This window comes from Sphaerisporangium aureirubrum (assembly GCF_042658925.1).
GTDB classification, from domain to species: Bacteria; Actinomycetota; Actinomycetes; order Streptosporangiales; family Streptosporangiaceae; genus Sphaerisporangium; species Sphaerisporangium aureirubrum.
In genome coordinates, this window is record NZ_JBHSRF010000100.1 from 18,802 (window position 1) to 28,668 (window position 9,867).

The 9,867-nt window shown below is 71.4% G+C and carries 7 protein-coding genes; 1 reads left to right on the forward strand and 6 read right to left on the reverse strand.

Annotated features, from left to right (window positions below; translation table 11 throughout):
• Positions 1–268: 268 nt before the first annotated feature.
• On the forward strand, positions 269–2,584 hold the full coding sequence (locus tag ACFP1K_RS36865) for a non-ribosomal peptide synthetase (RefSeq protein WP_380762308.1): 2,316 nt from the start codon (positions 269–271) through the stop codon (positions 2,582–2,584).
• A gap of 111 nt (positions 2,585–2,695) precedes the next feature.
• Here the strand turns inward: ACFP1K_RS36865 and ACFP1K_RS36870 are convergent, their stop codons facing one another.
• The 6 genes from ACFP1K_RS36870 to ACFP1K_RS36895 form a co-directional block, all read right to left on the reverse strand.
• A complete protein-coding gene (locus ACFP1K_RS36870; protein ID WP_380762310.1) occupies positions 2,696–3,499 on the reverse strand; it encodes a phytanoyl-CoA dioxygenase family protein in 804 nt (267 codons plus the stop codon).
• Positions 3,500–3,511: 12 nt separating this feature from the next.
• Positions 3,512–4,891, reverse strand: coding sequence for an MFS transporter (locus ACFP1K_RS36875; protein WP_380762312.1), 1,380 nt, complete (start codon positions 4,889–4,891; stop codon positions 3,512–3,514).
• 10 nt (positions 4,892–4,901) lie between these two features.
• Positions 4,902–6,284, reverse strand: coding sequence for an MFS transporter (locus tag ACFP1K_RS36880; protein WP_380762314.1), 1,383 nt, complete (start codon positions 6,282–6,284; stop codon positions 4,902–4,904).
• Positions 6,285–6,300: 16 nt separating this feature from the next.
• Positions 6,301–7,554, reverse strand: coding sequence for a cytochrome P450 (locus ACFP1K_RS36885; RefSeq protein WP_380762316.1), 1,254 nt, complete (start codon positions 7,552–7,554; stop codon positions 6,301–6,303).
• 32 nt (positions 7,555–7,586) lie between these two features.
• Positions 7,587–8,720, reverse strand: a complete 1,134-nt coding sequence (locus ACFP1K_RS36890; RefSeq protein WP_380762318.1) for an aminotransferase class I/II-fold pyridoxal phosphate-dependent enzyme — start codon at positions 8,718–8,720, stop codon at positions 7,587–7,589.
• Positions 8,721–8,833: 113 nt separating this feature from the next.
• A partial coding sequence (locus ACFP1K_RS36895) for a thioesterase domain-containing protein (protein WP_380762320.1) occupies positions 8,834–9,867 on the reverse strand: 1,034 nt, incomplete at its 5' end.

A 9,867-nucleotide genomic window follows, 5' to 3' on the forward strand; every position in this document is an offset into this window, starting at 1 on the left:
TAGAGTCCCGTGAACCGGCGACTGGGCGGGTGCGCTGTCCTGCGAACGGGGGACGGGCCCGCGGATTGACCGGCCCGAGAGCGGCTCGATTAACTGAGGATCAGGATAGATCCGGGCCATTGGAGCATCCGTGACCAGCAGCCGCTTCCCGGCCGAACCCGCAGTCGCTGCACCGGTACACCTTCTCTTGCCGACGACCGAGCCGGCGGTGCCCGCGGCCGGGGACGGCGAGAGAGAGACGTCGATGCCGCCGGAATGCGTCGGCCCCGTGTTGATCCCACCCGACCTGGCGAGGGCGCTGCACACCCTGGCGTCGTCCGCCGGGGCCGGCGATTTCGTCCCGCTGTCGATCTGCGCCGCGGTGCTGGCGCGGCGGCTGTCCCGGCCCGGCGCGGCCCGCCGCGTCCAGGTGGTGCAGGGTGCGCTGGAAGCCGTGGCGCCGGACCCGGACGCACCGGTCGACCTGGCCGGCAGCTTCCGCACCGCCCTGCGCCGGGCCGCGCGGGGGCGAGGCGCCGCGCCGCCGGACGCGGCCACCCGCCGGGGGATCGACGTCACGATCGTGGTCGCGAAGGACAACCGGTGCCTGTACGGCGAGAGCATGACGAGCGCGGCCGACGCGCCGACCGCCGAATGCTGGGCCCGGTCGTTCCTGCGGCTCCTCACCCGCATGGTGAGTGATCCCGACGCCCCCATGGCGGCGCATCCGCTGGTCGACGGCACCGAGCGCGACCGCATCCTTCGCGGTCTCAACGCGTACGGCACCCCCGAGGTACGGCACACCACGATGACCGCGCCGTTCGAGGAGCAGGTGGAGCTCACCCCCGACGCCGTCGCCCTTGTGGACCTGGTGGAGGGGGGCGGCACCACGCTCACCTACCGTGAGCTGAACGAGCGGGCGAACCGGCTGGCGCACTTCCTCATCGGCCAGGGCGCCGGGCCGGGCAGGCGCGTCGGGATCTGCATGCGGCGCGGCGTCCATCAGGTCGTCGCCGTCTACGCCGCCGTGAAGACCGGCGCCGCGTACGTGCCGCTGGAGGCCGAGCTGCCGGACTCCCGGCTCGCGTACATGCTCCAGGACGTCGCGCCGGGTCAGGTGCTCACCGACCCGGACTGTCGCGGCCGTGTCCCGGACGGCGCGTGGCGCACGGTGGACGTCGAGTCCGGGCAGCGGTCGTGGGAAGCCTTCCCGGCGGGCGATCCGGCGGTGGACGGCGGGGGGCTGCTCAACATCCTCTACACGTCCGGCACCACGGGCCGTCCCAAAGGGGTCGCCTACCCGACGGCCGGCGCGCTGGCGCACCTGTCCTGGATGCAGAGCCGGTACCCGTTCGGCCCCGGCGACCACGCGCTGTTCAAGACCTCACCCGGCTTCGACGTCTCCATCTGGGAGCTCTTCTGGCCCCTCTACCACGGCGCGTGCCTGGTGATCTGCCCGCCGGGCGAGCACCGCGACCCGCGGCGCCTCGCCGGGCTCGTCGAGGACCACCGCGTGTCGACGATCTTCCTGCCGCCGACCGTGATGGCCCCGTTCCTGGAGAAGGTGTCGGCCGATCGGGCCGGCGCGTTGCGCTGGGCGATGTGCGGCGGCGAACCGGTCACCCCCCGCGTCCGCGACATGTTCTACGCCACGCTGCCGACCGCGAGACTGGTGAACTGCTACGGCCCGACCGAGGCGGGCAACGTCACCGACATGGTCCTTCCGGACGAACCGGGAGTCCCGGTGGTGCCGCTGGGACGGCCCGCGGCCAACTTCCGGATCACGCTGCTGGACGAGAACCTCGACCTGATGCCCGTCGGCATGCCGGGTGAGGCGTACATCGGCGGCGACGTCGGACTCGCGCACGCGTACTGGCGCGCACCGGGCCGCACCGCCGAACGATTCGTCGCCGACCCCTACGGGCCGCCGGGATCGCGCGTGTACCGGACGGGTGACCTGTGCCGGTACCGGGACGACGGGGTGCTGGAGCACCTCGGCCGGATCGACAGGCAGATCAAGATCCGTGGGCTGCGCGTCGAGCCCGGCGAGATCGAGTCGGTGCTCGCCGCGCACCCGTCGGTCGCGGACTGCGCGGTCGTCGCGCACGGCGAACCGGTCCGCCTCCTCGCCTTCGTGGTGCCCGCAGGCCCGGTCGGTGTGGACGACCTGGACGTCGACGCGATCGGCGAGCACGCGGCCGGCATCCTGGCCGACCACATGCGGCCCGAACGCATCGTGCCGGTGCCGCGCATCCCGGCGACCGTGAACGGCAAGGTCGACAAGGACGCGCTGCTCGCCGCCCGGCGAGCACCGGCCGGCGGCGAACGGGAGATCGTGCCGCCCGCCGACGACGTGGAGGCGGCCCTGGTCGGCATCTACGGCCGAGTCCTCGCGACCTGGCCGGTCAGCGTGCTGGACACCTTCGCCGAGCTCGGCGGCCACTCCCTGCTCGCCTTCGAACTGCTCGACGCGTGCCTTGCGAGGCTGCACGTGCGGCCCGGCGTGAGCGATCTGCTCGGCGGCAGCGTCCGGGACGTCGCGGCGTCGATCCGGGCCGCACGGTCCGGCACGGCCGGACCCGGAGGCGGCGCGTCCGACGGGTGAGGCACCCGGAGCGGCGCGTCCCGCCGGGTGAGCGCACCGGGGTGGGACCCGTGTGCGGCCGCCCGCCGTCACCCGTGTGCCGGCCGGCCGCCGTCCGTCGGGGGCGCTACGTCACGGCCGGAGCCCGCCGGTGAGCGGGGCCAGCGGCGTGGTGTCCGAGGCGGACAGGAACTCCGGCCGGCGGCTCGGCACCTGCTGGGGGACGTTGTCGACGCTGTTGTAGGTGATGATGAGGAGCTGCCGGTCGTAGGGTGACATGTTGGTGCCCGAGCCGTGGACCAGCCGGGGATCGAACAACACCATGCTGCCCGCGGCACCCGTCGCGGCCCGCATCCCGAGGCGGGCGACCAGTGCGGCCAGCTGCTCGGCGGTCAACGCGTAGTCCAGGTCCGCCGCGAGGTTCGACTTCCAGCTCTCCTCGCCGCCGGCGGCACGCCGCCGCTCGGTGGAGAGGGTGCCCATCCGGTGGGAGCCGGGGACGAACAGCAGCGGCCCGTTGTAGGGGGTCGCGTCGTCGAGGAGGAGCGCGACGTTGGTGACCAGCGGCGCGGGCATGCCGTCCTCCCGCTCCCAGAAGATGTAGTCCTGGTGCCACGGCCATACGTCGCCGCGCAGCGCACGCTTGGCGTTGACCTTGCTCTGGTGCACGTACACCTTGCTCGCCAGCAGTTGTTCGGCGGATTCCAGCAGGTCGGGCAGCCGGACCAGGCGGGAGAAGAGCTCGCTCGTCTGGTGGCAGCCGTGGACGCCGCGGATGGTCCTGCCGTCCTTCTCCAGTACCCGGCCCGGGTGGTCCGCACCGTAGAGCCGCTCGACCTCGTCCCGGATCCGGGCCAGGTCGCGCGACGTCAGCACCTCGGGCACGACGACGAAACCGTCGTCGTGGTATTCGCGGAGCTGTGCGTCACTGAGCACGGCGTGCCCTCCTCACGAGACGGTCTCGCTCTGCCATGGTTCCGGGACCTCGCGCGGATCGGCGGCGGCCCCGCCCGGCGTCACGTCCTCGGGGGTGACGTCCGGGAGCTCGTCCTCCAGGTGCCGCAGCCGGGGTGACAGGTAGGCCACCACGGCGCAGAGAGCGAGCAGGAGACCCATCACCATCATCAGAAGCGCGACCCCTCGTCCCGGGCCGTCGCCTATCAACCCGGCCAGGAACGGCGAGCGGACCCGGTCCCGGCCGGCGAGCGGCAGGAACACGGTGTCGGCGGCCAAGCCCGCCAGGCCGAACGCGAGCAGCCGCGGGACCGAGGCGATCATGTTCCGGAGCGCGATGACCCGGCCCAGGAGATGCGGCTCCACCTTGGACTGCCAGAGGCTCTGGTTGCTGCCGATGACGACCGCCAGCACCGCGAAGAAGACGAAGGCGGCGATGGCCACCAGCACGACGTCCGGACGCGTGGAACCGGCGACGATCGCCGCCGCGAGCACCAGCGAACACCCGAGTATCGCCCGCACGCGCCGCCGGGGGCCGCCCCACGCGGTCATCGCCAGGCTGCCGGCGACCATGCCGATGCCGCCGACGGTCAAGATGGTGCCGAGCGCGCCCGACGACGCGAACGCGAGGACGAGAGGGGTGATCGACACGTCGACGACGCCGGCGCAGAACTCCAGGGCCGCGACGAACGCCAGCAGGCCCAGCAACCCGCGCCGGGCCGCGACGTACCGCCACGCCACCCAGAAGTCCTTGAGCAACGCCGCCGCCCCGGCCGCCGCCTCGCCGGACCGGCGGGCCAGCGGGATCCGGACCCAGAGCAGAGCGAGGATGGCCGCGCCGAACGACACGCAGTCCATCAGGATGATCCCGTCGATGCCGATGGCGATGAGCAGGAACCCAGCGGCCACCGGCGCCAGGACCTGGCTGGACGCCACCGCGATCAGCCGCATCCCGTTCGCCCGGCCGAGCTGCTGTTTCGGTACGAGGAGCGGCACCGACGCCTCGAACGCGGGCATCTGGAGCGCGGCGAGGACCGACAGGCAGGCGACGACCAGGCACACCGGCCAGACGGCGGAGGCGTCGGCGAACAGCGCGGCCGCCAGGACCAGCATCGCGATCAGAGAGCCGGCGTTGGCCGCCAGCATCGCGCGTCTCGCGCCGATCCGGTCCACGAGCGAACCGGTGAAGGGGGAGGCGAGGACGAACGGGAGCGCGGAGAGCGCGTAGACGAGCCCGAGCGCCGTGGCCGAACCGGTCACCTGGTAGACGTAGACGCCCAAGGCGAAACCCGACAGCGCCGACCCGGTCAGCGAGACGAACTGCCCGCACCACAGGACGGTGAACGCGCGGAACCCGGAGACGGGCGGTGCCATGGTCACTCCTTCATCGCCTCACGGGGTCGGCCGCCAGATCCTCGGGGGTCACGTCCGGCAGCGCCTCCTCGATGCGGTTCAACCGCCGGTGCCGGTACGCGTACAGCGTGCAGAGCGCGATCAGCACGCCGATCACCATCAGGAGCAGCGCGAATCCCCGGTCCGGCCCGTCCCCGACCAGGAACGCCACGACGCGCGACCGGACCTGGTCCTCGCCGACCATCGGCCGGAACACACCGCTGAGGACTCCCGCCGTGACGTTGCCGACCATGAGCAGACCGGCGTAGACGACGTTCTTCAACGCCATCACCCGGCCGAGCAGCTCGGGCTCGACCTTGGTGTTCAGGACGGTGTGCAGGTTGCCGATGATGATCGACGTGGTGCCGAGGAAGATGAAGGCGGCGAGGGCGATCAACAGGACGCTCGGCCGGAGCGAGCCGAGGACGATCGCCACCGCGAACAGCAGCGAGTAGCCGAGCATGCCGTTGACCCGGCGGCGCGGCCCGCCCCACACCGTCATCGCCACACCGGTGAGGGTCATGCCGAGCGCTCCGGCCGCGAGGACCGCGCCGAGGGCGCCCTCCGAGGCGAAGGCGAGGACGAGACCGGGGAGCAGCACCTCGACGAAGCCGATGCCGAAACTGATCACACCGAAGAAAACCAGCAGCGGCACCATCCCCTGCCGGGTCCTGATCCGGTCCCAGGCCTCCTTGAACTGGGCCAGTGACGCCCGCGCGGCGGCCTCCGCCGCGTGGGGCCGCCGGGCCGGCGGGATCCGCACCACGGCCAGGGTCAGCACGGCGAGAGCCAGGCACACGGCCACCAGCAGGCCGACTCCCTCGATGGCGATGGCGTTCAGCAGGATTCCGGCGGCGATCGGCCCGAGGACCGCGCCGAGGCCGTTCACCAGCATCCGGGTCCCGTTCGCGCGGCCGATGTGCCGCTTCGGCACCAGTAGCGACACCGAGGTCTCGATGGCGGGCAGCAGCAGCGCCTTGAGCATGGGAACGATCATGATGACGGCGAACGCGTGCCACACGGAGAAGGAACCCGTGAACAGCGGCACGGCCATGCTCGCCGCGAGCAGGATGCCGCCGATGTTGCTCACCAGCAGAGCGCGCCTCGGCCCCCACCGGTCGATCAGTGAACCGGCGTAGGGAGAGGTCACCAGGAAGGGGACGAAGGGCAGTGCGAACATGATGCCGAGGAACGGCAACGGGTACTTGTCGTAGAAGTAGTAGGCCGCCGCGAAGTTGAGCACCGTCAGGCTCGTCACCGCGACGAACTGACCGCACCAGACGATCGTGAACGTGCGCACGCCGCCGGCGGGCAACGCCGCCTCCGGCCGGTCGCCGCCCTGATCGTCGCGAGTATCAGCGTGGGAAGTGCTCATCGTCGACCCCAAAAGATCAGTTGGATGTGCCCGCGTTCACCGGGAGCGCCTTCGGCCGGTGGGCCACCGCGCACGGCAGGGAGGCGAACCCCCGCTGGTGCGGGGAGTGCACACGCCGGGTGTTGCCCATGTCGATCTCGTACTCCGACACCAGCGCGCCGATCTCCTCGAAGGCGATCCGCATCTCCAGCCGGGCGAGCGCGGCGCCGAGGCAGTGGTGCGGGCCGTACCCGAAGCTGATCATCTTGTTGGTGTCGCGGTCCAGGTCGTAGCGCTCCGGGTCCGGGAACACGCGCCCGTCGCGGTTGCCGGAGGCGGGCAGGATCGCGACCCGCGCGCCCTTCGTCAGCTCGACGCCGTGGATGACCGTGTCCTCGGTGAGGGTACGGGCCGTCATCTGGCTCGCCGAGTCGTAGCGCAACGTCTCGTTGGTCCAGTCGGCGGCGCGTCCGTTCAGCCCCGCCCGCTGGACCTCCGGGTGCACCCAGCCGTGGTACCAGGCGTTGCCGATGGTCTTGCCGGTGGATTCGTTGCCGGCGCTGATCACCAGGAACAGGAAGGCGACGATCTGCGTGTCGGTGTGCCTGACGCCGTTGACCTCGGCCTGGATCATGGCCGACGTCAGGTCGTCGCCGGGGTGGCGGCGCAGATCGCCGACCAGCTCGACGAAGTAGTCGGCCAGCCGGAGCGCGGCGGCCACGGAGTTCGGGCCCCGGTCCTCCGACCCGTCCTCGCGCTGGTTGAGCTGGTCGGTGTCGGCGCGGATCTGGTCCCAGTCCTCGGCCGGGACCCCGAGGACCTCACAGACCACGTCGTTGGGCAGCGCGGCGGCGAAGTCGGCGGCGAAGTCGAACCGCGCCAGGTCGCGCAGCGGTTCCAGCCGCTCCTGGGCGAGCTGCCGGATCCGCGATTCCAGGGCCGCCATCTTGCGCGGCGTGAACGCGGCTCCCACGAGGCCGCGGTACGCGCCGTGCTCCGGCGGATCCATCGCGAGGAAGAAGCTGGTCTGCACCGCGTGCGGGCCCCACAGCTCCGACTCCAGCGAGATGCCGTTGCGGTTGGAGAACAGCTTGGGGTTGCGCAGCGCCGCCACCACGTCGGCATGCCGGGACAGGGCCCAGAAGTCGCGTTGCTCGTTGCGGTACAGCGGCGCGTGCTCGCGCATCCAGGCGTAGACGGGATAGGGGTCTTCGTGGATCCGGTAGTCGAATGGGTCGTAACCGAAGGCGATCTGTTCGTCCTCGGCCGGCGCCAGAGCATCCGTGCTCATCGATGCGCACCTCCCGTCGAGTGTTCGCGATGTCAGCCGGTGTGCACGCACAGATCGCGGTACGCCTGAGCCAGCGTCCGCGCGCCGCGCTCGACGACCTCGAACGGCCGCGCCAGCGAGACGCGGATGTAGCGCAGGCCACCGTCCGGGTCGGCCCAGTGGAACGGCGTGCACGGCAGCATGTGGACGCCGCGGGCGACCATCTCCTTGTACAGAACCGCGGAGTCGAGACCGCCGGCGGGAAGCTTGATCCTGGCGACGCTGATCTGCGAGTCGGGGTCGGCCAGCCGCAGCCCGGCCTGCTCGACCGTCTCCCGGACCACGGCCCGGTTCCGCTCCACCAGGGCGCGGGCCCGTTCGAAGCCGCCGTCCACCCAGTCCCCGGCCAGCCCCTTGATGAGTTGCAGGACGACCGGCGAGGCGGCCAGCAACGACTCCGAGAACGCGCGCTCGATGGGAAGCCTGGTCCGCTCGCTGTAGGCCAGCAGGCCGATCTTGAGCTCGTGCACGGGCCAGAGTTTCCCGGTGTCCTCGATGACGATCCAGCTCACGCCGGCCGCCTCCAGGACCGCGTACGTGTCGTACTGGGCCTCGCGCACCTGGCCACGGAAGCTGGCGTCGATGATGACCGTCTGCCCGTGCCGGGCGGCGTGCTCCGCGAGCGACCGCAGATGTCCCTCCGGCGTGACCAGGCCGGTCGGGTTGTTCGGGTGGGTCACCACGATGGCGTGCACCGGAGGCTCGGGCCAGTCCTGTTCGAGCATGGCCGACTCGAACAGGGGCACCAGCGACAGGCCGCGGGTGACGAAGAGATCGGCGATGTTGTCGAAGGTGGGGTGCAGCACCGCGATGACCGCGCCGGCGGGCAGCGCGCGCGCCACGATGTCGGTGGCCAGTGTGGAGGAGTAGCAGCTCAGGATCCGCCCGGTGCCGACCGGTGCGCTGTGCTGCCCGATCGCACCGAGGAACGCGGCGTGTGCCTCCCGTTCGATGTCCGGGAAGGAACGGCGGGTGGCCTCGGCGAACATGTCGGGGATACGCTCGACGACGGCCGCCTGCTGTGCGGAAAGGACGAGCCGTGCGTGTCCGTCGGTGAGGTTGAGGCCGCCACCCGGGTCGGTCAGCGCCTCAACTTCCATGGTGGTCAGGCTGGCAAGCTCGCTCATCTCTTAGTCCTTCGGGGACGTCGCGCCCGTACGTCGCCGCGCGTGTGTGCTGCGGCGTGCGTGGCCGGCTGAACAGCAAATACTTCGCCTATCCAGACATTAAGGTGCAGATGTCACTGCGTACCTGTCCCCTCTAATGGGGACCAGGGCTCGGAGGTGTCCGCTCGCTCCTGCCGCTCCCGCAGGCAGTCACGCAGCACCGCGGCGAGTTCTTCCAGGTGGGGCTGACGCAACATGCTGTAGTGGTCGCCCGGTACGGTGCGATGCTCGAAGTCCGCGCAGAGCGCCTGCCACGCGGCGGGGTCCGTGGCGGCGCTCTCGGCCGCGCTGACCAGCACCAGCCGTCCCGGATATCTTCGCGGCCGGTGCGCGAACATCGCTCTGGTGTTGACGCCGAACAACCGCATCCGCGTCCGGAGTTCGTCCCGGGTGCCGTCGGGCACCAAGCCGGCGTCGTCGAGCACCGCCAGTGCCCGTTCCTCCAGTGCGTCCCGGGCCAGGTGCCGGAACGACTCGGGATCGAGATCCGGCGGCCGTACCCCGGCGATGCCGATGAGGTCGCGCACGAAGGCGGAAAGCACCTCCAGGTCGCCCGGGACGCAGGGGTCGCCTGGCAGGCCGCTGTCCAGCACGACGACGATCGCGACGTGCTCGCCCGCGCCGGTCAGCTGCCTGGCCATCTCCAGGGCGATCACACCGCCGAGTGACCAGCCGCCGAGACGGTAGGGCCCGCTCGGCCGCACCCGGCGGATGACCTTTATGTATTCGGAGGCTCGCCCGGCCAGGTCGCCGGCGCTCGGCGCGCCGAGCAGGCCGGGGTCCTCGATCGCGTAGAAGGGCTGGTCGGCGCCGAGCAACGGCGCCAGGCGCACGTACTCGGCCACCGATCCGCCGACGGGGTGCACGAAGAACAGCGGCGGCCGCGTGCCTCTGGGCTGCAGCGCCGTCGCGTTGTCGGAGCGTGCGGCGCCGTCGGTGTCGCCGCTGTCGAGCCGGGCGGCGAGCTGTTCCAGCACGGGGTTGGTGAACAGGTGGCGTGTCGTGACCGCGACGCGCAGGTGTTCGCGGATGCGGGCGGCGAGCTGGCTGCCGTGCAGGGAGTTGCCGCCGAGGTCGAAGAAGTTGTCGTCGGCGCCGACGTTTTTCA

Excerpts from the sequence above, each read along its gene's own strand:
- ACFP1K_RS36880 (WP_380762314.1), bottom strand. The coding sequence starts at position 6,284 with ATGAGCACTTCCCACGCTGATACTCGCGACGATCAGGGCGGCGACCGG.
- ACFP1K_RS36890 (WP_380762318.1), bottom strand. The coding sequence starts at position 8,720 with ATGAGCGAGCTTGCCAGCCTGACCACCATGGAAGTTGAGGCGCTGACC.
- ACFP1K_RS36885 (WP_380762316.1), bottom strand. The coding sequence starts at position 7,554 with ATGAGCACGGATGCTCTGGCGCCGGCCGAGGACGAACAGATCGCCTTC.
- ACFP1K_RS36875 (WP_380762312.1), bottom strand. The coding sequence starts at position 4,891 with ATGGCACCGCCCGTCTCCGGGTTCCGCGCGTTCACCGTCCTGTGGTGC.